This is a genomic window from Streptomyces formicae, assembly GCF_002556545.1.
GTDB lineage: Bacteria > Actinomycetota > Actinomycetes > Streptomycetales > Streptomycetaceae > Streptomyces > Streptomyces formicae_A.
Map to the genome: position 1 here is coordinate 4,253,492 of NZ_CP022685.1, position 24,578 is coordinate 4,278,069.

Sequence of the window (24,578 nt, forward strand, 5' to 3'; positions counted from 1 at the left end):
CCCGCGGCCGCGAGCGCGCCCGAGGGGACGTGGGGGTATGTGCGCACGGAGCACATAAGTGAACGAGGCAAGGAAGCAAGCCCGGTAGCGGTCATCTGGGACGGCGAGTACGCACATACCCCCACGGCCCCGCCCCCACGACGAACCCAAGGCGCACCCCCCCGCCCCCCTCACACCGCATGCAACGCCAACGTCGGCGACAACCGCGACGCCCGCACCGCCGGGTACAGACCCGCCACCGTGCCGATCAGGAGCGTCGCCCCGAAGCCCCCCGCCATCGACCACGGCGGCACCACCCACGGCAGCCCGCCCGACACCGCGTACACCGCCGTCGCCCCCGCACCCAGCACCACCCCGGCAAGGCCCCCGAGCCCGGACAGCATCAGTGACTCCGTGACGAACTGGATCCGGATCTGCCCCCGCGTCGCGCCCAGCGAGCGTCGGAGGCCGATCTCGTAGCGTCGTTCCAGCACCGAGATGATCATGGTGTTGGCGACACCGACACCGCCCACCAGCAACGCGATCCCGCCCAGACCGAGCAGCAGCGTCGAGAACGCGCCCTCCGTCGCCGCCTTCGCCTGGAGCGCCGACGAGGGATCGGTGACCTGGACGTTGCGCGGGTTCTCCGGGTCGATCGAGGGAGCGAGCAGGCTCCGCACGTCACGTACCGACGCATCGGTCGACCGCTCGTACACCGACGTCGGATGGCCGTCGAAGCCGAGCAGCTTCCTCGACGCGTCCCAGCCCGTCAGCGCCGACCGCTCCACGTCCGGCGCGAGCGGCAGCGGGCCGAGGATGCCGATGACGGTGAAGTACCGGTCGCCGAGCCACACTTGTTGCCCCGGCGACGTGATGCCGAGACGCTCCGCCGCCACGCCGCCCAGGACGACCGACGGATAGCGGCTGTTGGCGGCGTTGAACCAGGTGCCGCGCGCCATCTCCCCGCGCAGCACCTTCAACAGCCCCTCCGTGGCCGCCTTCACGGAGATGCCCCCCGTCTCCTCCTCGGAGATCTTCTCGCTGCGCCGCACGGACCGTTCGAGGTCCCCCGTGGCGCCGACGTCCTGGACCCCGTCGATCCGCCCGACCCGCCCGACGGCATCGCGCGGCAGGGTCACCTTCTCCCCGGAGAACATCGGCTCACCGGGGGCGGCGACCAGCATGTTCGTACCCAACTCGTCGAGTTCCCGCATGAGTTTGGCCTGGCTGGACGACGAGATGCCCACCACCGCGACCATGGTCGCGATGCCGATGGCGATCCCGAGGGCGGACAGCACCACGCGTACGGGCCGACTGCGCAGCCCGGCGGAGCCGACGTGCAGCACGTCCCGGGGCCCGAGCCTGGCTGCCTTCAACCGCTCACTACGACCGCGCATCACACGACCCGCCCGTCCCTGATCCGCACCTGCCGCGGCAGCCGTCCCGCGATCTCCGAGTCGTGGGTGATGACGGCGATGGTCGCGCCCTCCGCGTTCAGATCGTGCAGCAGGCGCATGACCGCGTCGCCGGACTCCGAGTCGAGCGCGCCGGTCGGCTCGTCGGCGAGGAGCAGGTCCGGTTCGCCGACGACGGCGCGGGCGATGGCGACGCGCTGTTTCTGGCCGCCGGAGAGTTCGTGCGGCCGGTGCCTCATGCGGTCGGCGAGCCCGACGCGCTCCAGGGCGTCCGCGGCCCTGCGGCGGCGTTCGGCGCGCGGCAGCCCCGAGTAGAGCAGCCCCTCGGCGACGTTGTCGCGGGCGCTGATGCCGGGCACCAGGTGGAACGCCTGGAAGACGAAGCCGATGTGCCGGGCGCGCAGCGCGGACAGGCTGCGGTCGGCGAGGGCGGCGACGTCGTGTCCGGCGATGGCGACGGAGCCCGCGGTGGGGCGGTCGAGGGTGCCGACGATGTGGAGGAGCGTCGACTTCCCCGACCCGGAGGGCCCGACGATGGCGAGGAGTTCCCCCTGCGCGACGGTCAGATCGACTCCACGCAGGGCGGCGACGCCACCCGGGTACTCCTTGGTGACGCCCTTCAACTCCACTACGTGCGGCGGCGGTTGACCCACGTCGCTCGCCACGGACGTAAGCTCGGTACTCATACCTTCGGCACCCCGACCTTCATCCCGGCCCGCAGCCTCCCACCGCTCACCTCGACCCTGCCCTGCCCGAACATGCCGAGCTCGACCTTCACTTCGCGCGTGCGGCCGCCCTCGACGACCTGGACGCCGAAGCCGCCGCCGGGCAGCGCGAGGAGCGCGTTGACGGGCACGGACAGGACGTCCGCGCGCTTCTCGCCGGTGAGGTTCACGGTGACGGGCGACTGGTCGAAGCCCTTGACCTCGCCGGGGTCGGCGAAGGTGACCGTGACGGGAACCTTGGGGCTCTTGTCGCCCGGGTCGTCGCCGGGCTTGGCGGTCCTGCCGACGGAGGCGATCTCGCCGTCGACGGTCGTGCCGTCCGGCAGCGTGACGCTCACCTTGGCGCCCTTCTTCGCGAGCTTGCCCTCGGCGACGTCGAGCTGGACGCGCACGACCCGCTCGGAACCGGTCGCGGAGAGCACGGGCTTGCCGGGCGCGACCTGGTCGCCGACCGTGGACTCCGCGGACTTCACGCGGACCGCGGAGGGCTGGAAGGAGATCTGCTCGGGCCCCACGCGCCCGGTCTGCTTGCGGTCGTGGGCCTTCTGCCACCGCTTGACCGCGGCCGCGGTGCCGTCGGTGTAGGTGTCGTCGACGGTGAGCCACGCCCCGTACCCGAGGGCGGCGAGGTTCTGCTCCAACTGCCGTACGTCGTTGCCCTTGTCGCCCGGTTTCAGCGTGCGGTACATCGGCTCGGTGCCGTACATGAGACGGACGGGAGCGCCGTTCACCTCGTACAGACGGCCGTCCCTGCCCACCGTGGAGCCGGTCTCCGCGGACCAGGTGAGGGTGCCGGTGGCGCCCGCGTTGACCTTGCGTTCCTTGGCGTAGCCGAGGGTGCCGTCGACCTGGGTGCCGCTCGTGAGGTCGCCGCGCTCGACGGCCGCGGTGGCGGCGGGCAGGTCCGCGTCCCTGCGGTGGGAGTCGTCCTTGCCGCCCGCGTCGGCGAGCGCGGTGACGGCGATGCCGCCGCCGGTGACCGCGAGCAGGGCCACGACCGTCGCGACGACGGCGGTGCGCCGCCTCATCCGAAGATGTCCTTGCACGCCTTGGCGGCCTTCTCCATCTTCTTGGCCTCAGCACCCTTGGGCATCGGCTGGGCCTGCATGGCTCCGCCGTCGAACTTCGGGTCCGGCATGTTGTAGCCGTTCTTGCGCATGCACTGGGCGTACTTGAGCATCTTGTCCTTGTCGGCCTGCGAGGTGCCGCCGCCCTTGGTCCCCGCGCCCAGGCCGCAGTCCTTCATGGCCTTCTGCATCTTCTCCTTGGTCATGTCGCCGCCGATGGTGATGCCCGCGGCGTCCTTGCCGGACTTGGGCTCGGCGACCTTCAGACCGTGCTTGCGCAGGCACTCGCGCTCCTTGAACGCCTTGTCGGCGTCGGCGCCCTTCCCGCCGTCGGCGCTGTTCTTCTCGGGATCGGATCCGCCGTCCGACCCCGAGCAGGCACTGGCGAACAGGGCGAGGGCGGCGAATCCTGACGCGAGGACTGCTGAGCGCCTGCGGTTCCTCATGGCGTGGCTCATGACGTGGCTTCCCTTCACGTGGGGCGTGCGTGACGGCCACAGGCTGGCGGGAAGCGGGGTTTCGTTTCTCTCCACGGGGACGCTTACACCGACGAAAGGTCACTCTCCGGTACACAGGTCGGCATGCGCGTACTGCTGGTGGAGGACGAGGACTTCCTGGCCGAGATGATCGCCGAGGGGCTGCGGCGCGACGCGGTGGCCGTCGACATCGCCTCCGACGGCCTGACCGCGCTGCGCAAACTGCAGCTCGGGGAGTACGACGTGCTCGTCCTGGACCGCGATCTGCCGGGCCTGCACGGCGACGAGGTGTGCCGCCGCGTCGTACAGCAGCGGCTGCTCACCCGGGTCCTGATGCTGACGGCGGCGGGCACGGTCCGTGACCGCGTCGCCGGGCTCGGCCTCGGCGCCGACGACTACCTGACCAAGCCGTTCGCGTACGACGAGCTGCTCGCCCGCGTCATCGCGCTCGGCCGCCGCGCCAGGCCCGCGCTGCCGCCCGTGCTCGAACGGGCCGGGCTCGTCCTGGACACCGCGCGCCGCCAGGCCAGCAGGGACGGGCGTCATCTCGCGCTGTCCCGCAAGGAGTTCGCGGTCCTCGAGGCGCTGCTGCGGGCGGAAGGCGCGGTGGTCAGCGGCGAGGACCTGATCGAACAGGTCTGGGAGGAGGACACCAGCTACCGCACCAACGCGGTCCGCGTCACCCTCTCCAAGCTCCGCGCGAAGCTGGGCGAGCCGACGGTGGTGGAGACGGTGCCCGGCGCCGGATACCGGATCACGGGACGGTCCCTGTGAGGCCGGGGCGCGGGCGCCTTTCGTCGATGGGGATGAGCAGCGAGCGGTCCCGGCTCACCGCGCTGTACGGCGGGCTGCTCCTGCTCGCGGGCGCGCTCCTGACGGGGGTGGTGTACCTGCTCGTGCAGCAGGGCCTCTACTCGTCGATCAGCACGGCGGTGACCACCGCGGTGCCGCGCGGGCCCGTGCCGCCGTGGCGGTCGACTCCCCTGCCGCTCGTCACCGCCGTCCCCGCCCAGCGCACGAAACCCCTGGAGAAGGCCGACGACGACACCGGGGCGATCGCCGTCACGAAGATCAGCGACCTGGCGGGCGAGGCCGCGCTCAACCGCCTCCTGACCGTCTCCGTGATCGTCTTCGCCGCGTACGCCGTGGTGTCGATCGCCCTCGCCTGGTGGATGGCGGGCCGGGTGCTGCGCCCCGTCGCGGTGATCACCGGCACCGCGCGGCGGCTCTCCGGGGCCAATCTGCACGAGCGGATCGCCCTGGACGCCCCGCAGGGCGAGCTGAAGCGGCTGGCCGACACCTTCGACGAGATGCTGGACCGGATAGAGCGTCTGGTCGGCGCGCAGCAGCGGTTCGCGGCCAACGCGGCGCACGAGCTGCGCACGCCGCTCGCCGTGCAGCGGGCGGCCGCCGAGATCGGCCTCGCGGGTGAGCCCGACGCGGAACGGGTGGCGATGATCCGCAAGAAGCTGATCTCCGTGGCGGACGACAGCGAGGAGCTGATCGAGGGGCTGCTGCTGCTCGCCGCGTCGGAGCAGGGCCTGGAGCGGCGCGAGCCCGTCGCGCTCGACGTCCTCGCGCACGCGGTCGCGGACGGCCTCGGCGCGGAGGCGGCCGCCTGGCACGTCACCGTGACGGTGGAGGCCGAGCCGCTGACGGTGGAGGGCGACGGGGTGCTCCTGGACCGCCTCGTCCACAACCTGGTGGCCAACGGGGTGCGCTACAACGTGCCGGACGGCACCGTCACCGTCCGGGTCGAGGGGGACGGCACCCTGGAGGTCACCAACACGGGCCCCGAGGTCCCCCCGGAGACCGTCCCGCACCTCTTCGAACCGTTCCGGCGCCTGAACGAGCGCACCCACGCGCGCGGGGAGGGCGCGGGGCTCGGCCTGTCGATCGTGGCGGCGATCGCACGGGCACACGGGGCGCAGGCCACGGCGGAGGCGAACGGGGCGGGCGGCGGCCTGACAGTGCGGATCAGCTTCGCCCCGTAAGGGCTACGGCGCGGATCAGCTTCGCCCCGTAAGGGCTACGGCGCGGATCAGGTGCGCCCCGTAAGGGGCGCGGGGAACTGCGCGCCCAGCCACAACGAACCCGCACCGCCCCACGAGCCCACACCGCTCAAGCCAAGCGCAGCGCGACGCTCATCGGCGATAGAAGATCCGGTCCCCGTACTCCTCAAAGACCCGCCCGTTCCACTCGTGCCCGCCCTCCACGTTCCCCGAACGAAGCACCGGCGGCTGCCCACCACGGGCGGCGAGCTCCTCGACGGCGGTGGCCATCATCGCCTGCATCAGCGCGCCCGCGACCACACCGGACGCGGGGCCGAACGGCGCATCGACCCCGTCGAGGGCGAGCTCCGCGTCACCCACCGCGATCTTGGAGTCGATCACGACGTCGCAGTGGTCCTTGAGGAAGGTCCCCGACACGTGCCGCGACCTGGTCTCCGTGGCGTACGCCACGGAGGTGACGCCGATGACCCGCAGGCCGAGCGCGCGGGCGTTCATCGCCATCTCCACCGGCAGCGAGTTCCGGCCCGAGAGCGAGATGATCACGAGTACGTCGCCGGAGCGGGCCGGGGACGAGTCCAGGACGGCGCCCGCGAGCCCGTCGACCCGCTCCAGGGCGGAGCCGAGCGTGGCGGGCATGACGTCGACGCCGACGACGCCCGGCACGGCGAGCAGGTTCATCAGGGCGAGGCCGCCCGCGCGGTAGACGACGTCCTGCGCGGCGAGCGAGGAGTGCCCCGCGCCGAAGGCGAAGAGCCGCCCGCCCGCCTCGACGGCGTCGGCGAGGACGGTGCCCGCCTCCGCGATGTTCCCGGACTCCTCGTCGCGGACGCGCTGGAGCAGTCCCACGGTGGCGTCGAAGTACCGCTCGACCAGTTTGCTCTCGCTCTTGGAGCTCATTCGCATCACGTTGCGGTCTGGACCTGTGCCCTGTCAACACTGTCGCAGGCCCCTCAGCGGCGGGAATTCCACCGGCGCGGCACGGTTGTCAGTGGTATGCGTCAGAATTGAGGGCAGGGCCAGCGCACGAGCGAATTCTGAGGGGCACCCATGTCGGGGCTGATTGACACCACTGAGATGTATTTGCGCACCATCCTCGAGCTGGAGGAGGAAGGTGTGGTCCCCATGCGCGCCCGGATCGCCGAGCGGCTCGACCAGAGCGGACCGACGGTGAGCCAGACCGTGGCGCGCATGGAGCGCGACGGCCTGGTGGCGGTCGCGAGCGACCGTCACCTGGAGCTCACCGAGGAGGGCCGCCGCCTGGCCACCCGTGTGATGCGCAAGCACCGCCTCGCGGAGTGCCTGCTCGTCGACGTGATCGGGCTGGAGTGGGAGCAGGTGCACGCCGAGGCGTGCCGATGGGAGCACGTGATGAGTGAGGCGGTGGAGCGCCGTGTCCTCGAGCTGCTCCGCCACCCGACCGAGTCGCCGTACGGCAACCCGATCCCGGGCCTGGAGGAGCTGGGCGAGAAGGACGGCGCGGATCCGTTCCTGGACGAGGGCATGGTCTCGCTGACGGAGCTCGATCCGGGCGCCGAGGGCAAGACCGTCGTCGTCCGCCGCATCGGCGAGCCGATCCAGACGGACGCCCAGCTGATGTACACGCTGCGGCGCGCGGGCGTGCAGCCCGGCTCCGTGGTGAGCGTGACGGAGTCCGCGGGCGGTGTGCTCGTGGGCAGCAGCGGTGAGGCCGCGGAGCTGGCCTCGGACATCGCTTCGCACGTCTTCGTCGCCAAGCGCTGACCACGGCGACGAGCATGGCGCCGACCATGGCGCCGACCGCGTGCTGAGGGGTCCGCGTCGGGCGGCGGCCACCGGCCGTTGGGGCGTACGTCGCCGGATGCGGGCACTGAGGTCAACTTCCGTTACCGGAGAGGAAGTTGGCAAGACCCCGAGATCTCCACGAGATCTCTCGGAGTCCAAGATTCAGTGTGTGGAATCGCAGCGCCCGAGCGTTTTGCGTGCAAGGCTGTCGCGAGAGGCATATGACCTGAGGGCTCTTGACCGTGTCGGCACCGGGTCTGGCCGCACGGCCGGAGAGGGGGCAGAGGATGTGCCCGTCTGGTGAGCACGAACGTCCGTCGGATGGGCGGGTGCGTACCACCCGCGGACCAGCAGAGGGCCCCGGCGCCCTGAAGCGCCGGGGCCTGTCCTCCCCTGTGCTGACCTGGAGCCCCGAGCTCTCAAGGTCATTCCCCTCGGACCGGCTTCCCCGAGCGGCCCGCCCCCCGATGAAGATCTCCCCTCGGCAGCGCCGGCCAATCCTTGAGGCCGGTCACCCGAACGAGGGGTGTTATCGCCGATCCGGGCGCTTTCGAAAAGGAGTTCGATAGCGTGCGGGGGTGCGGAGCAGGACCAGGCGTGGAACCCGAGCGGAATCAAGGGGGGTGCCAGGAATCATGGTGCGGCGCATCGACGTGACGGGCGCGGGTGGCGTACGCCTCGCCGCCTGGGAGTACGCCGACCCTCCCAAGCTCAGGGAGGCCGAGGGCTCGTCCGGCGGAGTGCTGTTACTGCACGGCCTCATGGGCCGCGCGTCCCACTGGGCGGCCACCGCCCGCTGGCTCTCCGAACGGCACCGCGCGGTCGCACTCGACCAGCGCGGCCACGGGCAGAGCGAGAAGCCCCCCGAGGGCCCCTACAGCCGCGACGCCTACGTGGACGACGCCGAGGCGGCCCTCGACCAGCTCGGCCTCACGCCCGCCGTGCTCATCGGCCACTCCATGGGCGCGCTCACCGCCTGGCAGCTCGCCGCGCGCCGCCCCGACCTCGTCCGGGGCCTGATCATCTGCGACATGCGGGCCTCCGCCCTCGGCGCCGCCTCGCAGCGCGAGTGGGAGGACTGGTTCAAGTCCTGGCCCGTCCCCTTCGCCACCCTCGCCGACGTCCGCAGGTGGTTCGGCGAGGACGACCCCTGGGTGGAGCGCCCCAACCCCGCGCGCGGCGAGTTCTTCGCCGAGGTGATGACGGAGGGCCCGGACGGCTGGCGGCCCGTCTTCGACCGCGCCCAGATGCTCAAGTCCCGCGAGACGTGGGTGCACGACGCGCACTGGGAGGAGCTGATCCAGGTCCGCTGCCCCACCCTGGTCGTACGCGGCCTGGACGGCGAGCTGGGCCGTGCCGAGTCGCAGGAGATGGTGCGGGTGCTGCCGCGCGGGGAGTACGCGGAAGTGGTGGACGCGGGCCATCTCGTCCACTACGACCAGCCGGAGGCGTGGCGCGCGGCGATCGAACCGTTTCTGGACGGGGTCCTGACGGGGTAGTGCGGCTGGTCCGTGACGGGGGCGGTGTCTGTCGTGGCCTTCGGCCTACTCGTCCTCAAGCGCCGGACGGGCTGGATACGTGCCGGGCGACGGGCTGGGTACGTGCCGGACGGGCTGGATACGTGTCGGGCGACGGGCTGGGTACGTGCCGGACGGGCTGGGTACGTGCCGGGACGGGCGGGATACGTGCCGGGCGGGCTCGACACTCAGGGGCTGAGGCGCTCGACACGCCATCCCCGTCCCTCCTCCTCCCGCACGTACCGCAAACGATCGTGCAGGCGGTCCACGCGGCCCTGCCAGAACTCCACCGCGGCCGGGGTCACCCGGAAGCCGCCCCAGTTCGGCGGGACGGGGACCTGCTCGCCCTCGGGGTAGCGGGCCGCCAAATCCGCGTACGCGCGGTCGAGTTCGACCCGTGAGGCGAGTACGGAGGACTGGGCGCTGGCCCAGGCGCCGAGCTGGGAGCCGTGCGGGCGGGTGCGGAAGTAGGCGACGGTCTCCTCGCGGCCCACGCGCGCCGCCGTGCCCGAGACGATGACCTGGCGGGCCATGGGGTGCCAGGGGAAGAGCAGCGAGACGTACGGATTGGCGGTGAGCTCGCGGGCCTTGCGGGACTCGTAGTTGGTGAAGAAGACGAAGCCGCGCTCGTCGAAGCCCTTCAGGAGCACCGTGCGGGAGCTGGGCCTGCCCTCGGCGTCGGCGGTGGAGACGACCATGGCGTTCGGCTCGTGGATGGCGTCCGTCTCGCGCGCCGCCTCCTTGAACCAGAGCGCGAACTGCTCCAGGGGATCGCCGGGCAGCCCGGTCTCGGCGAGCCCGTCGGTGACGTACTGCTCGCGCATGAAGGCCGGTTCGGGAACGGGGGCACTGGAGTCGGTCACGCGGTCATCTTGCCGTACTTGCCGTATACGAAGGGGCGCTCGACGGGGCGCACTGCGCCAACAAGAGGTGACGTGTGGCACTGAGTGCCGCATTCCATCGCCAAAGGTGGCACCAAGGGATATCGTCCTGCTGCCGAATCGGTTGGGTGACCACCAGCCTCACGGGGCATCACCGGGATGACCGTTCCGGACCGCGAGTCGGCCAATTCGACGCAATCGACCGCGGAACCGGACCGATATTGCCCACATCTGACACATGGTCACGAGCTGATCGCACCCCGTCTCTCGAAACCATTTTGTCGAACACATCACGAGGAGCCGCCTGATGTCCGACTTTGTACCCGGACTTGAAGGAGTCGTCGCGTTCGAGACGGAGATCGCCGAACCGGACAAGGAGGGCGGCGCCCTTCGCTACCGGGGCGTCGACATCGAGGACCTGGTCGGCCACGTCTCCTTCGGGAACGTATGGGGCCTGCTCGTCGACGGCGCCTTCAACCCCGGCCTGCCGCCCGCCGAGCCCTTCCCGATCCCGGTGCACTCCGGCGACATCCGCGTCGACGTCCAGTCCGCGCTCGCGATGCTCGCCCCCGTGTGGGGCCTGCGTCCGCTGCTCGACATCAGCGAGCAGCAGGCCCGTGACGACCTGGCCCGCGCCGCCGTCATGGCCCTCTCCTACGTCGCCCAGTCCGCGCGCGGCCAGGGCCTGCCGATGGTCCCGCAGCGGGAGATCGACAAGGCCGACACGGTCGTCGAGCGCTTCATGAAGCGCTGGCGCGGGGAGCCCGACCCCAAGCACGTCCAGGCCGTCGACGCGTACTGGACCTCGGCCGCCGAGCACGGCATGAACGCCTCCACGTTCACGGCGCGCGTCATCGCCTCCACGGGGGCCGATGTCGCGGCGTCGCTGAGCGGGGCCGTGGGCGCGATGTCCGGACCGCTGCACGGCGGTGCCCCGTCGCGGGTCCTCGGCATGATCGAGGAGATCGAGCGCACGGGGGACGCGGTCGCGTACGTGAAGCAGGCCCTGGACAAGGGCGAGCGCCTCATGGGCTTCGGGCACCGCGTCTACCGTGCCGAGGACCCTCGCGCACGGGTCCTGCGCCGCACCGCCCGCGAGCTGGGCGCGCCCCGCTTCGAGGTCGCGGAGGCGCTGGAGAAGGCGGCCCTTGACGAGCTGCACGCCCGCCGTCCCGACCGCGTCCTCGCCACCAACGTGGAGTTCTGGGCGGCGATCGTCCTCGACTTCGCCGAGGTGCCCGCGCACATGTTCACGTCGATGTTCACGTGCGCGCGGACCGCGGGCTGGTCGGCACACATCCTGGAACAGAAGCGGACGGGCCGCCTGGTCCGCCCCTCGGCCCGGTACATGGGCCCCTCGTCGCGGGGGCCGCAGGCGATCGAGGGGTACGACGAGATCGCGCGCTGAGCTGTGCGGGGTGGGGCCGGGACGGGGGCACTCGCCCTCGGCCCCGCCCCGCCGACGCCTCACCCCACCCACCCGCCCCCTCCAAGCCTGGCCCCACGCCACGGGCTGACAGAGGTCAGGTCAGCTCAGGTCAGCTCAGGTCACACCGCTGAAGCGGCCCGGCCACTCCGAGGGGTGGCCGGGCCGCTTCTGTGCTCACGGGGCAACGTGCTGGCCCTACTCAGGGGGTCGGCTGTAGCGCTCCAGCGTCGCCTTGCGGGTCGACGGATCCATGAGCAGCAGCTCCCACGGCCCGGTGTTCACATCGAACTCCTTCCCGAACCCGACCCACTTCCCGGCCATCCTGCGCCCGGTCGGCTCCACCAGGAGCTGGACGGCCCCGTGATACCGGGCTCCCTGGTAGTAGCCACCAGGAGCCGTCTGCTCCGTCCACGATCCGGTGACGACGGACTGGTCCACCGTCAGGTCGATGGAGAGCGGACTGTCCGGATTGCTGGACGCCCCGGGAAGACTCCGCACCGTGAGCCGGTTGCCGGACTGCACCAGCACGACGTAGTGCTTGCCCTCGTACGAACGGTCCCGGCCGGACGAGTAGTACTCGTACCTGGACAGCCAGACTCCCCCGTACTGCCCCTGAGCCTCGGTCACCGCATCGGTGCCGCCGGACGCTGCGGCCACGCCTTCCGGACCGGGTTCCAGGTCGTGTCCCCCAGCTCCGTCGTCGTGCACTCGCGCCATGACAGCCAGTGTGAACCCGAGCTCCTCGATGGAGCGTCCTGTGACGCGCTCCAGGGCCCTCACGTACACGCCCCGGGGGGATCGGCTGACTCCGGCCTCCCAACGCTGCACCAGCCGCTTGCTGGCTTCGTTGGCCTCCCCCGTCTCCTCACCTGCCCGACGCAGGGCCCGGGCCAGATCTTCTTGGCTCATGCGCATGCCGATGCGGACGGCGCGCAGGGTGTCGTTCGGCTCCGTGTCCGTGGCTGTCATGTGATGCACGCTAGCCCCAATCACCCTTGAATGACACCGAGTTGACGCCCTTCAACCGACGTCGGTCGGACACCGGACATGACGTCGCGGTGACCCGGCAGACAGCGGAACCATCAGGCATGTTCCCCCCAACTGACGGAGGTACGGGCATGACCACAGCAGTGGAGTACAGGACAGGCGCTTCACTCGTCGACGACGAGACGTTCGGGCGCTTCGTGCTCTTCCTGATCAACGACATGGGAGAGGACCCCCGGCATGCTCCCGGGATCGTGGACCAGGCGTTGGCCTACTTCGGCACGGTGGCCGTACACGACGGCCTGCCGCTCATGCCGTCCGACGCGGTGGACCGGGGCATCTACTGCGTCTACCTGCACACCAGGGACGCCGCAGCGCTCTTCGACCGCATCGCCGTCAGGTTCCTGCACCACAAGCCGCACCCCGAGAGGGGGCTTCGTCGTCGAGGACAAGTATTGGGCGCACGTCGACGGCGGGGTCTCGCAGTGCGACTCCGACGACGGACGCCCCTACTAGGAGCTGCGCCGGGACCGGTCCTCGCGCCGAGGGCCGGTCTGCGGAGGTCTCCCGTTTCCCCGTCTCCCGATTTCCCCAGGAAGGACAGCAATGGCTGACACCCTCACGGAGTTGCCGTCGGAGGTCGAGGCGGTCGTGCGGCCTAGGGCCATGAGGGTCGTTGCCGACCGGCGCGGCTCCATGGTGTGGGATGCCGAGTCGCCTCACGGCCGGGTAGCGGTGAAGGTCGGGTACGCCGTCGACGGGAAGCGCGGGTACACAGCTCTCGCCCCCGCTCGCGAGGCATCCGTTCTGCGCGCCCTGGGAAGGCCGCACATCGCCTACGGCACATGGGAGCGGGGCACGTTCAGCGTGCAGCCCTGGTACGACGGGGTGGCCCTCTGGCCTCTCTGGGAGTACCGGAGGAAGGGCCCCCAGGCGCCCATCGACTACGAAACCGCAGCTCAGTGCGCGGAAGCCCTCAACCGGCTCCACAGCGACGGCTGGGTCCATGGCGACATGCAACCCGCCCACCTGATCGCGGACGGCGGCATCGTCCACCTCATCGACCTCGCGTTCGCACACGGCGGCTCGGTCAACTCCCGCTACGACTTCCCGTATCCGGGGTGCCTCGTCCATTACGAGGCACCCGAGATCTCCCGCGCCGTGCTGGCCACCGGCACGGCCACACCGTCCCCAGCGGCCGACGTGTACGCCCTGGGGGCGTCCCTGCTGATCTCTGCCACCGGCATCAGGCCGATGGAGTACCCGGACCACGCGGAGCGCGAGGAACAACGGCAGGCCGTCGTCGACAACAAGCGACGCCCGTTCGACCTACCGGGGTCCTTCGGCGTCATGGTCGACCGGATGCTGAGCTACGAGCCGTACGACCGCCCGGCTCTGTCGGAAGTGGTGGCGGAGTTCCGCGCAGCGACGAAAGGGGAGCCGAAGGGTAAGGCGCCCACCGGCGCGGACCCTGCCGCCTCACCTCCGGGGCGGCCGGTCGGCGTCGACCCGCGGGGCGGGGGTCGCGGGTGAAGGGCGGCGCGGCCGGTGCGGCCGAGGTGGGGTGTGGCGCAGCACGCGCGGTGGGGCCCACGCGCAACGTGGCGCAGCACGCGCGGTAGAGCCCACACGCAACGTGGAGCACCACGCACGGTAGAGCCCACACGCAACGTGGCGCAGCACGCGCGGTAGAGCCCACACGCAACGTGGAGCACCACGCACGGTAGAGCCCACACGCAACGTGGCGCAGCACGCGCGGTGGGGCCCACTCGTGATGCGTGAACCAGTGCCCTCTGCTTGGTGTGGCGCGGCCCGCTCTGCTTCCCGACCGGAACTGACGCGCTCCGAGAGGCCGGGTGGCTCCAGCATCCTGTCGGCGCAGACCCGCCCGCCCCGGGCTGGCGCCCAGCAGCCGGTGGCGTGAAGGCACGACGGGAGGGGGCGGGCGGGTGGGAGGAGGCGCCTGCGGTGCGGGGCCGAGGGCGGGGGGTCAGAGGGCCGTGCCAGGTCCGGTGGGCGCGGGCTCGGGGGCCTTGCCGGTTCAGGGGGCTCAGAGGGTGGACGAGCCGGGTGGGTGGATCGGGGTGAGGGGTCAGAGGGGACAGAGAGGTCAGCGGGCTCACAGGGATCACAGGGGCCAGAGGGGTCAGAGAGGTCACAGGGCCGAGTCCAGGAGTTTTGTCCACTGGGTCACCACCCTCTCCCTGCGCGCCCCGTCATCCGTCAGGAGGTTCGCGAGGCCCAGGCCCCGCGCCATGTCCAGGAAGCCCTGGATCGTTTCGCGGACGCCGGGGCGGGACTCGTCCGCGCCCAGGAGTTCCACCGCCATGCGGTGCGTCTCGCGGCCCACGCGGGATTCCAGTTCCGTGACGCGCGAGCCCAGTTGGGGTTCGTTGGACGCGGCCACCCACAGGTGGAGCGCGGCGCGGAAGAGGGGGCCCGTGTAGAGGTCGACGAGCGCGGCGACCACCGCAGCCCTGTCCTGCGCGGGCAGCTCCCGCAGCGCGGTGGAGCGCTGCTCGGCGACGTACTCCACGGCCGCCGTGAAGAGGTCCTCGCGCGTCGGGAAGTGGTGCTGGGCCGCGCCCCGCGAGACGCCCGCGCGCTCGGCGACCACGGAGACCGTCGAGCCCGTCCAGCCGTGCTCGGCGAGACAGGACACCGCGGCCTCCAGGAGCTTGAGGCGGGTGGCGCGGCTGCGGTCCTGCTTGGGCGCGCGGTCGGCGGCGGTCACAACGCCCATGGGCGCTCCCGTCGTTCGAGGAACGCCGCCATCCCCTCCCGGGCCTCGGCGGAGCCGAAGAGCCGCGCGGCCAGGGCGATGACGGCGTCCGAGTGGTCGTCGAATGCGTCGAGCACCCTAGCCGTGAGCAGCTTCTTCGTCTCGGCCAGGGCCACGGGGGCGCCCTCGCGCACCCCGTCGAGGAGGGCCTGGACCGTGCCGTCGGGTTCGGCCGCGTACGCCGTGACGAGGCCGATCCGCGCCGCCTCCGCGCCGTCGAACCGCTCCCCCGTGAGGAAGTAGCGGGACGCGGCGCCCGGGTCGAGGCGGGGCAGCAGCGGCATGGAGATCACGGCGGGCGCGACCCCGATGCGCACCTCCGTGAACGCGAAGGAGGACGCGGGGCCCGCGACCGCCATGTCGCAGGCGCCGAGGAGACCGAGCCCGCCCGCCCGCACGTGCCCGTCCACCCGGGCGATCACCGGCTTGGGCAGTGCGACGAGCTGTCGCAGCAGCGCCACGAAGGCCGCGGGGTCCGGCGGGTCCTTCAGGTCGGCGCCCGCGCAGAACGTCGTGCCGGTGTGGGTGAGCAGGACCGCGCGTACGCCGGGGTCCTCGCCCAGCGCGCCGAGCGCCTCCGCGAGGGCCCCCACCAGGTCCGCCGAGAGCGCGTTGCGCCGCTCGGGCAGGTCCAGGGTGAGCGTGGGGACGCCGCGCGCGGGTGAGGAGACGGACAGGCTCATGGGGGATCTCCTCAGGGGGATCAGTAGGACTTGGGCAGGCCGAGCGTCTGGTGGGACACGTAGTTGAGGATCATCTCCCTGCTGACGGGCGCGATCCGGGCCACCCGCGCCGCCACGATGAGCGAGGCGAGCCCGAACTCCTTGGTGAGGCCGTTGCCGCCGAGCGTGTGCACGGCCTGGTCGACGGCCTTCACACAGGCGTCCGCCGCGGCGAGCTTGGCCATGTTGGCGGCCTCGCCCGCGCCGACGTCGTCCCCCGCGTCGTAGAGCCCGGCGGCCTTCTGCATCATCAGACGCGCCAGTTCGATCTCGATGTGGGACTGGGCGAGCGGGTGCGCGATGGCCTGGTGGGCGCCGATGGGGGCCTTCCAGACGGTGCGTTCCTTGGCGTACTCGGTGGCGCGGCGCAGCGCGTAGCGTGCCATGCCGAGGGAGAACGCGGCGGTCATGATCCGCTCGGGGTTCAGGCCCGCGAAGAGCTGGAGCAGGCCCGCGTCCTCGTCGCCGACGAGCGCCTCGGGGGGCAGCCGGACATCGTCGAGCGTCAGCTCGAACTGCTTCTCCGGGGCCTGGAGTTCCATCTCGATCCGCCGCCGCTGGAAGCCTTCGGCCTCGCGCGGGACGATGAACAGGCACGGCTTGAGGTTGCCGGTCCGCGCGTCGGACGTACGCCCGACGATGAGCGTGGCGTCGGCGATGTCCACGCCGGAGACGAAGACCTTGCGGCCGGTCAGGAGCCAGTCGCCGGTGTCGGGGTCGCGGCGGGCCGTGGTGGTGATGCGGTGCGAGTTGGAGCCCGCGTCGGGCTCGGTGATGCCGAAGGCCATGGTGCGGGAGCCGTCGGCGAGCCCCGGCAGCCACTGCCGCTTCTGCTCCTCGGTGCCGAAGCGGGCGATGACCGTGCCGCAGATCGCGGGCGAGACGACCATCATGAGGAGGGGAGCGCCGGACGCACCCAACTCCTCCAGGACGATGGAGAGTTCGGCGATTCCTCCGCCTCCCCCGCCGTACTCCTCGGGCAGGTTCACCCCCAGGTAGCCGAGCTTGGCGGCGTCCGCCCACAACTCGTCGGGGTGCCCCTCCTCCTGGACGACGCGGGTCATGTACGCGCGGCCGTACCGCTTGCCGAGAGCCGCGACGGCGGCGCGCAGGGCTTGGTGCTCCTCGGTTTCCAGGACCGTGCCGCGGCTGGTGTTTCGCGTGGCGCTGCGTGCGGTGCTCATACGGACTCTTCCTCCTGTACGACGGCGAGCAGCGCGCCGACCTCGACCTGATGGCCGGGGGCGGCGTGCAGGGCGGTGAGCGTTCCGGAGGCGGGAGCGGAGACGCGGTGCTCCATCTTCATGGCCTCCAGCCAGACGAGGGGCTGCCCGGCGGTGACCCGCGCCCCTTCGGTGAGCCCTTCGGCGACGCGGACGACGGTGCCGGGCATCGGGGCGAGCAGCGATCCTGGCTCGCGGCGGGCGGTCGGCTCGGGGAGCAGCGGCAGCGCGGTGAGGACGGTGACGCCTCGGGGCGTGCCGACGTGGACGCGGTCGTCACCGCCCTCGCCGTACCGCGCGATCTCGAACTCCCGTCGTACGCCGTCGACTTCGAGCACGACGCGAGCCGATGTCGCGACGAGGACCCGCACCCCTTCGGCGGTCAGGCCGTCCCGCGTGTGGTCGTAGCGGACCTCGTGCTCGGTGCCGTCGGGCTCGCTGCGGTAGCGCTTGACGCTGCCCTGTGAGCGGAGGTTGCGCCAGCCGCCGAACCGGGAACGGCCGTGCGCGTCCGCGAGGGCGGCGGCCAGGGGCGCGTGCGGGTCGGGGGCGGCGGCCGCGAGGTCGGCGAGGTGCCGGTCGTAGAAGCCGGTGTCCATGCGGGCGCCGGTGAACTCGGGGTGCCGCAGGGAGCGTACGAGCAGGTCGCGATTTGTCACCGGACCGTGCACCGCCGCCCGTTCCAGCGCCCCGGCGAGCTTGCGCACGGCCTCGGCGCGGGTGGGGGCGTGCGCGACGGCCTTGGCGAGCATGGCGTCGTAGTGCACGCCGATGCTGTCACCCGCCGCGTACCCGGTGTCCAGGCGCACCCCGGGCACGGTCAGGCGGTGCAGCGTTCCGGTCTGCGGGGCCCAGTCCGCCGCCGGATCCTCGGCGTAGAGACGGGCCTCGACGGCGTGCCCGCGCGCGACGGGCGGCTCCGCCGCGAGCGGGTGCCCCTCGGCGATCCGGATCTGCGCCGCCACCAGGTCGATTCCGAACACCGCCTCGGTGACGGGGTGTTCGACCTGGAGCCGGGTGTTCATCTCCAGGAAGTGCGCCCGGCCTTCCGCGACGAGGAACTCCACCGTGCCCGCGCCCCGGTACTCCGTGACGCGCGCGGCCCGCACGGCCTGCGCGTGCAGTTCCTCGACGAGCTCCGGGGGCAGTCCGGGCGCCGGGGATTCCTCGATGACCTTCTGGTGGCGGCGCTGGAGCGTGCAGTCGCGGGTGCCGAGCGGCCACACCGTGCCGTGCGCGTCGGCCATGATCTGCACCTCTATGTGCCGCCCGCCCTCGACGAACGGCTCGACGAAGACCTCACCGTCCCCGAAGGCGCTGACCGCCTCGGCGCGCGCGGCCGCCAACTCGCCTTCCAGAGCAGACAGTTCTCGCACGACACGCATGCCGCGTCCGCCGCCACCGGACGCCGCCTTCACCAGGACGGGCAGGTCGCCCTCGGTGACGTCCTTGAGCGGCTCGATGCCCATCAGTTCCTTGGCGCGCGTCTTGGACGCCATGGCCTCGATCGCCTCGGGCGGCGGGCCGATCCAGACCAGGCCCGCGTCGATGACGGCGCGCGCGAAGTCGGCGTTCTCGGAGAGGAAGCCGTAGCCGGGGTGGACGGCGTCCGCGCCGGCCGCCTGCGCGGCCTTCACGATCAGCTCGCCGCGCAGGTACGTGTCGGCGGGCGCGGCCCCCGGCAGCCGTACCGCCGCATCGGCCTCGCGTACGTGCAGGGCGTCCGCGTCCGCGTCGGAGTACACGGCGACCGTGCCGATGCCCAGCTCCCGGCAGGTGCGGAAGACGCGGCAGGCGATCTCGCCCCGGTTGGCGACCAACAGGGAGGCAATCATGGGCAGTTCCTCACAAGTCATGGGAGCCCTCACATCCGGAAGACGCCGAAGCCGCCGCGCGCGCCCTCGTAGGGGGCCGTGTGGATCGCGGACAGGCACAGGCCGAGGACGGTGCGGGTGTCGCGCGGGTCGATGACCCCGTCGTCGTAGAGCCGCCCGGACAGGAACATCGGCAGCGACTCGGACTCGATCTGCTGCTCCACCATGGCGCGCAGCGCGGCGTCCGCCTCGTCGTCGTAGGGCTGCCCCTTCGCGGCGGCGGACTGGCGGGCGACGATGGAGAGCACCCCCGCGAGCTGCTGCGGGCCCATCACCGCCGACTTGGCGCTCGGCCAGGCGAAGAGGAAGCGGGGGTCGTAGGCGCGCCCGCACATGCCGTAGTGCCCCGCGCCGTAGGAGGCGCCCATGAGGACAGACAGGTGCGGCACCCGCGAGTTGCTGACCGCGTTGATCATCATCGCGCCGTGTTTGATGATGCCGCCCTGCTCGTACTCCTTGCCGACCATGTAGCCGGTGGTGTTGTGCAGGAACAGCAGCGGGATGTCCCGCTGATTGGCCAACTGGATGAACTGCGCCGCCTTCTGGGACTCCTCGCTGAAGAGCACGCCCTGCGCGTTGGCGAGGATGCCGACGGGGTAGCCGTGCAGCGCGGCCCAGCCCGTGACCAGGCTCGGCCCGTACAGCGGCTTGAACTCGTCGAAGTCCGAGCCGTCGACGATCCGCGCGATCACCTCGCGCGGGTCGAAGGGCTTCTTCAGGTCGCCGGGGACGATGCCGAGCAGCTCGTCCTGGTCGTACTTGGGCTCCGCCACGGACACCGGGTCCGGATCGGCGTACTCCTTGCGCCAGTTGAGGCGCGATACGACCCTGCGGGCCTGGCGCAGCGCGTCGTGCTCGTCCTCGGCGAGGTAGTCGGCGAGGCCCGAGGTGCGGGCGTGCATCTCGGCGCCGCCCAGCGACTCGTCGTCGCTCTCCTCGCCGGTCGCCATCTTCACCAGCGGCGGCCCTCCGAGGAAGACCTTCGCGCGCTCCTTGACCATGATCACGTGGTCGCTCATGCCGGGCACGTAGGCGCCGCCCGCCGTGGAGTTGCCGAAGACGACGGCGACGGTGGGGATCCCGGCGGCCGACGACTGCGTGAGGTGCTTGAAGAGGGCGCCTCCCGGGATGAAGATCTCCTTCTGCGAGGGCAGATCGGCGCCGCCGGACTCCACGAGGTGGATCGAGGGCAGCCGGTTGGCGTGCCCGATCTCATGCGCCCGGAACGCCTTCTTCAGCGTCCACGGGTTGCTCGCACCGCCGCGTACGGTCGGGTCGTTGGCGGTGATCAGGCACTCGACGCCCTCGACGACGCCGATGCCCGTGACCATCGAGGCGCCCACGGGGTAGTCGCTGCCCCAGGCCGCCAGCGGCGACAGCTCCAGGAACGGCGTGTCCGGGTCGAGCAGCAGCTCGATGCGCTCGCGCGCCAGCAACTTGCCGCGCTTGTAGTGGCGTTGGACGTACTTCTCACCCCCACCCGCGAGGGCCTTGGCCTGCTCGGTGCCGAGCTCGTCGAGCCTGGCGAGCATGGCCTCTCGATGCTCGGCGTACTCGGTGCTCGCGGGGTCGAGCGAGGAGGCGAGGACGGTCACAGCAGAACCTCCGGTATGTCCAGGTGGCGGGCGCGCAGCCACTCCCCCAGGCCCTTGGCCTGCGGATCGAAACGGGCCTGCGCGGCGACGCCTTCGCCGAGCAGCCCCTCCACGACGAAGTTCAGGGCGCGCAGGTTGGGCAGCTCGTGGCGCGTGACGGTCAAGCCCCTCACCTCGGGCAGGAGTTCGCGGATCCTGTCGACGGTCAGCTCGTGGACCAGCCACCGCCACGCGTCGTCATCGCGCACCCAGACGCCGAGGTTGGCGTCGCCGCCCTTGTCGCCGCTGCGGGCGCCCGCGACGCGGCCGAGAGGGGCGAGGCGGGTGGGGCCTGGGGGGAGGGGTTCGGGGAGCGAGGGTTTCGTGGGCAGCTCGCGCGGTACGAGGGGGTCGCCCGATGTGCCGCCCGACGCCCCCTCGGCGACGGGCCTGCGTTCGCCGCTCGGCAGCACGGCCACGTGTTCCACCGCGCCCCGCTCCACGTACGCCGCCTCGAAGACCCCGTAGGGCGCGCCCTTGCCCGGCGGGGCCGTCACGTGGAAGCCGGGAACGCTGCCGAGCGCCAGCTCGATCGCCGCGCCGCTGAGCGCCCTGCCGACCGCTTCCTCCCGCGCGTCACGCACCACGAGCCGCAGCAGGGCGCTCGCCGTCTCCTCGGTCGCCGCGTCCACCTGATCGGTACGGGCCAGTTCCCAACTCACGTCATGTGGACGGGACTTCACTCTTCCGAACGCGTCCTCCACCTGCGCCTTGACCAGTGCCGCCTTGGCCTCGATGTCCAGCCCCGTCAGCACGAACACCACTTCGTTGCGGAAGCCGCCCAGACGGTTCAGGCCCACCTTCAGCGTCGGCGGCGGCGCCTCACCCCGTACGCCCGTCACCCGCACCCGGTCCGGCCCCTCCTCCGTGAGCGTCACCGTGTCGAGCCGCGCGGTGACGTCCGGGCCCGCGTACCTCGCCCCCTGCGTCTCGTAGAGCAACTGCGCGGTGACCGTGCCCACGTCGACGAAACCGCCCGTGCCGTCGTGCTTCGTGATGACCGCGGAGCCGTCCTCGTGGATCTCCGCCAGCGGGAAGCCCGGGTGGCGCAGGTCGCGGGGGTCCCGCTCCGCGAAGAACGCGTAGTTGCCTCCGGTGGCCTGCGTTCCGCACTCCAGGATGTGGCCCGCCACCACCGCCCCCGCCAGACGGTCGTGGTCCGTCGGCGCCCAGCCGAAGTGCGCGGCCGCCGGTCCCGTGACGAGGGCCGCGTCCGTCACGCGGCCCGTCACCACGATGTCCGCGCCCGCGCGCAGACACTCGGCGATTCCGGCTCCGCCGAGGTAGGCGTGGGCGGTGAGTGCGCCGGGGTAGCGGTCGGTGAGGTCGTCCCCCTCCACGTACGCCACCTCGGCCGGGATGCCGAGCCTGCGCGCCAACTCCCTTGTCGCCGCGGCCAGTCCGGACGGATTCAGGCCGCCCGCGTTGGCCACGATCCTGACTCCCCGTTCGTGGGCGAGTCCGAGGCACTCCTCCAACTGGCGCAGGAACGTCTTCGCGTAGCCGCGCGCCGGGTCCTTGAGGCGGTCGCGGCCGAGGATCAGCATGGTCAGCTCGGCGAGGTAGTCGCCGGTGAGGACGTCCAGGGGGCCGCCGGTGAGCATCTCGCGCATGGCGTCGAAGCGGTCGCCGTAGAAGCCGGAGGCGTTGCCTATGCGGAGGGGGGCGGGGGCAGGGGTCACTGGGCGGCCCCCTTACGCGGAGGGCGACCTGCCCCCGGCGGCCCTGCGAACGCCTGAGCGATGTCCAACCACCGGTCGGCATCCGGCCCTTGGGCTCGCACGCCGAGGTCCGCTCGGTGGGCTCGGCGGGTGACGAGGAGGCAGAAGTCCAGGGCGGGGCCCGTGACGCGTTGGGGTGCGTCGGCGGGTCCGTACTGCCAGGTCTCCCCCGTCACGGGGGACGTCAGCTCCACCCGGAACTCCTCCTGCGGCGGGGTCAGTCCCCGCACGGCGTACGCGAAGTCGCGCGCCCGTACGCCGATGCGGGCCACGTGCCGGAGGCGGTCGGTGGGCTCGCGCGCCACGCCCAGGGCGTCGGCGATGTCCTGGCCGTGGGCCCAGGTCTCCATGAGGCGGGCGGTGGCCATGGAGGGGGCGGCCATGGGTGGGCCGTACCAGGGCAGGCGGGTGCCCGCGGGGGCCTCGCTGAGGACGTTCCACAGGTCGTCGCGGGCGGCGCGCCAGCGGGCGAGGAGCTCGGCGGGCGGGAGGGCGGCGCCCTCCTCGGCCCCGTCGTCCACGAAGGAGTCGGGGGCGGCGGCGGCCTTCGCGACTTCGTCGGCGAAGGCGGTGGGGTCGGTGGCGGCGAGGAGTGCGGCGCGGTCGGTCCAGGCGAGGTGGGCGATCTGGTGCGCGACGGTCCAGCCGGGGGCGGGGGTCTCTGCCGCCCATCGCTCGTGCGGCAACTGGCCTACGAGCCGGTCGAGTTCCTCACTCTCACGGCGCAAGTCGACGAGCACAGGCAGAACATCGGACACGGGACGCTCCCCTCGGGGGACGGCGGTGTGCCTGGGAGCATGCCAGCGCACCCCGAAACAAGCAAGCGTGCTTGCATGAGTTTTGGGGCGGGGTCGCGGGGCTCGGTGGGGGCGGGGGCGCCTTGGGTTCGTCGTGGGGGCGGGGCCGCGGGGGTATGTGCGTACTCGCCGTCCCAGATGACCGCTACCGGACTTGCTTCCTTGCCTCGGTCTTCTCATGTGCTCCGTGCGCACATACCCCCACGTCCCCTCGGGCCGTCTAGGCGACTGCGGCCCGGCGGGGGCGCCCCCTTCAGGGGCGCGGGGAACTGCGCGAACCCCCGTGTGCCGCCGCGCCGGACGTGGGGATGATGCCGCCACCTCCCCCACCCACCCACGCGCGGTGGCCCCTTCAGGGGCGCGGGGAACTGCGCGAAACCCCGGGTGCCGCCGCGCCGAACGTGCACCGCGGCGGATGGGGAACCGCCACCACTCTCACGCGCCCTCGCGCGGAGGAGCCGGGGAAGGTGCCGCCACCTCCCCCACCCACCCCCGCGCGGTGGGGTCGCTTTTAGGGGCGCGGGGAACTGCGCGAAACCCCGGGGGACACCAAGCCGGACGTGGGCAAGAAGCCACCACCTCCCCCACCCACCCCGGCAGGGACACCTCAGCGAGTCGGATCCGGTTCCCGTTCAGGCAGGACCCCCGCCCCCTCCGGCAAAACCGTCGAGGCCACCGCGGGCGCAGCCCTGCCGCGGCCCACCTGCGACCGCACCGCCCCCATACTCGCCGCGATCACCAACGAGATCGCCAACGCCTCGCTGAGAGCCAGCGCCTGGCCGAGGATGAGGAAGCCCGCGATCGCCGCGATCGCCGGTTCGAGGCTCATCATGATGGCGAACGTGGACGCGGGCAGCCGCCGCAGCGCGAGGAGTTCGAGGGTGTAGGGCAGGACGGACGACAGGACGGCGACCGCCGCGCCCAGCCCGAGCACCTCGGGACGGACCAGCTTCGAGCCGGATTCCGCGAGGCCGAGCGGCAGGAAGAGGACCGCCGCCACGACCATGGCGAGCGCGAGCCCGTCGGCCTGCGGGAAGCGCCTGCCCGTACGCGCACTGAAGACGATGTACGTCGCCCACATCGCGCCCGCGCCGAGCGCGTACGCCACACCCACCGGGTCGAGCCCGCTGAACCCGCCACCGCCGCCGAGCAGGAAGACGCCGCAGAGGGCAAGGCCCGCCCAGATGAAGTTGACCGCCCGGCGCGAGGCGAAGACGGAGAGCGCGAGGGGGCCGAGGACCTCGAGGGTGACCGCGGGGCCCATGGGGATGCGGGCCACGGACTGGTAGAAGAGGCCGTTCATGCCCGCCATGGCGACGCCGAAGGCCACGACCGTGCCCCAGTCCGCGCGCGAGTGCCCGCGCAGCCGGGGACGGCAGACGACGAGCAGCACGAGCGCGGCGAACGCGAGGCGCAGGGCCACGATGCCGAGCGCCCCCGCCTTCGGCATGACGCTGACGGCGATCGCCCCGCCGAACTGCACGGAGATGCCGCCCGCGAGCACGAGCCCGACGGGCCCCAGCGCGGCCCGCCCTCCGGCCGCCGTCTCCTGAGCCTGATCGGTACGCGACACCTTCGC

22 protein-coding genes are annotated in these 24,578 nt (G+C 72.0%); 7 read left to right on the forward strand and 15 right to left on the reverse strand.

Translation table 11 applies throughout. From position 1 onward, the window contains the following. Positions 1-170: 170 nt before the first annotated feature. From KY5_RS18000 to KY5_RS18015, 4 genes are read right to left on the reverse strand one after another with little or no spacing between them, the layout of a single operon-like run. Complete coding sequence (locus KY5_RS18000; RefSeq protein ID WP_098243216.1) at positions 171-1,376, reverse strand: ABC transporter permease; 1,206 nt, start codon at positions 1,374-1,376, stop codon at positions 171-173. Further along, positions 1,376-2,080, reverse strand: a complete 705-nt coding sequence (locus KY5_RS18005) for an ABC transporter ATP-binding protein (protein WP_098243217.1) — start codon at positions 2,078-2,080, stop codon at positions 1,376-1,378. The genes KY5_RS18000 and KY5_RS18005 overlap by 1 nt, the downstream gene beginning before the upstream one ends. Then, a complete protein-coding gene (locus KY5_RS18010) occupies positions 2,077-3,147 on the reverse strand; it encodes a peptidoglycan-binding protein (RefSeq protein WP_098243218.1) in 1,071 nt (356 codons plus the stop codon). Before KY5_RS18010 ends, KY5_RS18005 begins: the two co-directional genes overlap by 4 nt. Beyond that, positions 3,144-3,644 (reverse strand): hypothetical protein, encoded by a 501-nt coding sequence (locus KY5_RS18015; RefSeq protein WP_098243219.1) that lies wholly within the window; start codon positions 3,642-3,644, stop codon positions 3,144-3,146. Before KY5_RS18015 ends, KY5_RS18010 begins: the two co-directional genes overlap by 4 nt. Before the next feature lie 123 nt (positions 3,645-3,767). Between KY5_RS18015 and KY5_RS18020 the strand changes: the two genes are divergently transcribed. Continuing rightward, positions 3,768-4,436 (forward strand): response regulator transcription factor, encoded by a 669-nt coding sequence (locus KY5_RS18020; RefSeq protein WP_098243220.1) that lies wholly within the window; start codon positions 3,768-3,770, stop codon positions 4,434-4,436. A gap of 32 nt (positions 4,437-4,468) precedes the next feature. Beyond that, entirely contained in the window at positions 4,469-5,656 is a 1,188-nt protein-coding gene (locus KY5_RS18025; RefSeq protein WP_098243221.1) for a sensor histidine kinase, read from the forward strand. Between the two features lie 150 nt (positions 5,657-5,806). On the opposite strand, the gene KY5_RS18030 is transcribed toward KY5_RS18025, so the two are convergent. After that, entirely contained in the window at positions 5,807-6,571 is a 765-nt protein-coding gene (locus KY5_RS18030) for an SIS domain-containing protein (protein ID WP_098243222.1), read from the reverse strand. A gap of 150 nt (positions 6,572-6,721) precedes the next feature. Here KY5_RS18030 and KY5_RS18035 point away from each other — a divergent pair, with 150 nt between their 5' ends. Together KY5_RS18035 and KY5_RS18040 are read left to right on the forward strand one after the other, a co-directional pair. Further along, on the forward strand, positions 6,722-7,414 hold the full coding sequence (locus tag KY5_RS18035) for a metal-dependent transcriptional regulator (protein ID WP_098243223.1): 693 nt from the start codon (positions 6,722-6,724) through the stop codon (positions 7,412-7,414). Positions 7,415-8,070: 656 nt separating this feature from the next. Next, entirely contained in the window at positions 8,071-8,934 is an 864-nt protein-coding gene (locus KY5_RS18040; RefSeq protein ID WP_098243224.1) for an alpha/beta fold hydrolase, read from the forward strand. A gap of 206 nt (positions 8,935-9,140) precedes the next feature. Here the strand turns inward: KY5_RS18040 and pdxH are convergent, their stop codons facing one another. Further along, positions 9,141-9,776 carry a pyridoxamine 5'-phosphate oxidase gene (gene pdxH / locus KY5_RS18045; RefSeq protein ID WP_418952871.1) on the reverse strand — a complete coding sequence of 212 codons (636 nt, stop codon included), beginning with the start codon at positions 9,774-9,776 and terminating at the stop codon, positions 9,141-9,143. 364 nt (positions 9,777-10,140) lie between these two features. Here pdxH and KY5_RS18050 point away from each other — a divergent pair, with 364 nt between their 5' ends. Further along, complete coding sequence (locus KY5_RS18050) at positions 10,141-11,241, forward strand: citrate synthase 2 (protein WP_098243226.1); 1,101 nt, start codon at positions 10,141-10,143, stop codon at positions 11,239-11,241. Between the two features lie 216 nt (positions 11,242-11,457). Here the strand turns inward: KY5_RS18050 and KY5_RS18055 are convergent, their stop codons facing one another. Beyond that, on the reverse strand, positions 11,458-12,231 hold the full coding sequence (locus KY5_RS18055) for a helix-turn-helix domain-containing protein (protein WP_098243227.1): 774 nt from the start codon (positions 12,229-12,231) through the stop codon (positions 11,458-11,460). Between the two features lie 149 nt (positions 12,232-12,380). On the opposite strand from KY5_RS18055, the gene KY5_RS18060 reads away from it, so the two are divergent. Next, positions 12,381-12,860, forward strand: a complete 480-nt coding sequence (locus KY5_RS18060; RefSeq protein WP_098243228.1) for a hypothetical protein — start codon at positions 12,381-12,383, stop codon at positions 12,858-12,860. Next, positions 12,853-13,779 (forward strand): protein kinase domain-containing protein, encoded by a 927-nt coding sequence (locus tag KY5_RS18065; protein ID WP_098243229.1) that lies wholly within the window; start codon positions 12,853-12,855, stop codon positions 13,777-13,779. The genes KY5_RS18060 and KY5_RS18065 overlap by 8 nt, the downstream gene beginning before the upstream one ends. 622 nt (positions 13,780-14,401) lie before the next feature. Here the strand turns inward: KY5_RS18065 and KY5_RS18070 are convergent. From KY5_RS18070 to KY5_RS18105, 8 genes are all read right to left on the reverse strand, one after another. Then, positions 14,402-14,989, reverse strand: a complete 588-nt coding sequence (locus KY5_RS18070; RefSeq protein WP_098243230.1) for a TetR/AcrR family transcriptional regulator — start codon at positions 14,987-14,989, stop codon at positions 14,402-14,404. Further along, complete coding sequence (locus KY5_RS18075) at positions 14,977-15,711, reverse strand: enoyl-CoA hydratase family protein (protein WP_098243231.1); 735 nt, start codon at positions 15,709-15,711, stop codon at positions 14,977-14,979. The genes KY5_RS18070 and KY5_RS18075 overlap by 13 nt, the downstream gene beginning before the upstream one ends. Before the next feature lie 20 nt (positions 15,712-15,731). Then, entirely contained in the window at positions 15,732-16,934 is a 1,203-nt protein-coding gene (locus KY5_RS18080; RefSeq protein ID WP_098243232.1) for an acyl-CoA dehydrogenase family protein, read from the reverse strand. Continuing rightward, positions 16,931-18,808 (reverse strand): acetyl/propionyl/methylcrotonyl-CoA carboxylase subunit alpha, encoded by a 1,878-nt coding sequence (locus KY5_RS18085; protein ID WP_098243233.1) that lies wholly within the window; start codon positions 18,806-18,808, stop codon positions 16,931-16,933. Before KY5_RS18085 ends, KY5_RS18080 begins: the two co-directional genes overlap by 4 nt. A 29-nt stretch (positions 18,809-18,837) precedes the next feature. After that, positions 18,838-20,442, reverse strand: coding sequence for an acyl-CoA carboxylase subunit beta (locus KY5_RS18090; protein WP_098243234.1), 1,605 nt, complete (start codon positions 20,440-20,442; stop codon positions 18,838-18,840). After that, a complete protein-coding gene (locus KY5_RS18095; protein WP_234363185.1) occupies positions 20,439-22,094 on the reverse strand; it encodes an acyclic terpene utilization AtuA family protein in 1,656 nt (551 codons plus the stop codon). The genes KY5_RS18090 and KY5_RS18095 overlap by 4 nt, the downstream gene beginning before the upstream one ends. Before the next feature lie 65 nt (positions 22,095-22,159). Beyond that, positions 22,160-22,960, reverse strand: coding sequence for a TIGR03084 family metal-binding protein (locus tag KY5_RS18100; protein WP_098243236.1), 801 nt, complete (start codon positions 22,958-22,960; stop codon positions 22,160-22,162). A gap of 646 nt (positions 22,961-23,606) precedes the next feature. Then, positions 23,607-24,572 carry an EamA family transporter gene (locus KY5_RS18105; RefSeq protein ID WP_098243237.1) on the reverse strand — a complete coding sequence of 322 codons (966 nt, stop codon included), beginning with the start codon at positions 24,570-24,572 and terminating at the stop codon, positions 23,607-23,609. Positions 24,573-24,578: the final 6 nt, after the last annotated feature.